Here is a 602-nt window from a genome sequence, read left to right on the forward strand (position 1 = left end):
TCGGCGATGACGGCGTTCGACTGGTTCAGTTGGCGCCTGAACAAGAAGGTCGAGGACACGCAGCGCCGCGAACTCGGGCTCCCCAAGGCAACGCATCCCTCGCCGCGCCGGATCGCCCAGCGAAAGTCGCTGGAAATCCAAGCGTACGACGAGGTTTGCTTTCCCGGACTGGCGGACGAATGGGCGAAATGGGACGGCCTACGGCCGTTTGTCGGCCCATTGACAATGCAACTGACCACGGATGTCGACGACGAAGTCGCATCGTGGGTCGCTGCGGGAACACCACCCATCTGCTTCGGCTTCGGCAGCACAACGGTCGATTCGCCGGCCGAGACAATCACCATGATCGGCGAGGCCTGCGCGGAGCTGGGCGAGCGGGCGTTGGTGTGCTCTGGCAAAACCGATTTCAGTGGCGCCGCTCATTCGGACCACGTCAAGGTAGTCAGCGCGGTCAATTACGCAGCGGTCTTTCCCGCTTGCCGGGCCGTGGTACACCATAGCGGCGCGGGAACCACGGCAGCGGGCCTGCGCGCCGGAGTGCCCACATTGAGCCTCTGGAGCATGAGCGATCAGAAGATCTGGGCAGGGCAGGTGGATCGGTT

Annotated in this window: 1 protein-coding gene; it reads left to right on the top strand. The window is 63.8% G+C overall.

The genetic code is table 11. The features are described from left to right. On the top strand, positions 1-602 hold a 602-nt coding region (locus tag A5697_RS28075; RefSeq protein WP_369806107.1), incomplete at both ends, for a glycosyltransferase.

Origin of the sequence: Mycobacterium sp. E3251 (genome assembly GCF_001666835.1) — a bacterium.
Classification (GTDB): Bacteria; Actinomycetota; Actinomycetes; order Mycobacteriales; family Mycobacteriaceae; genus Mycobacterium.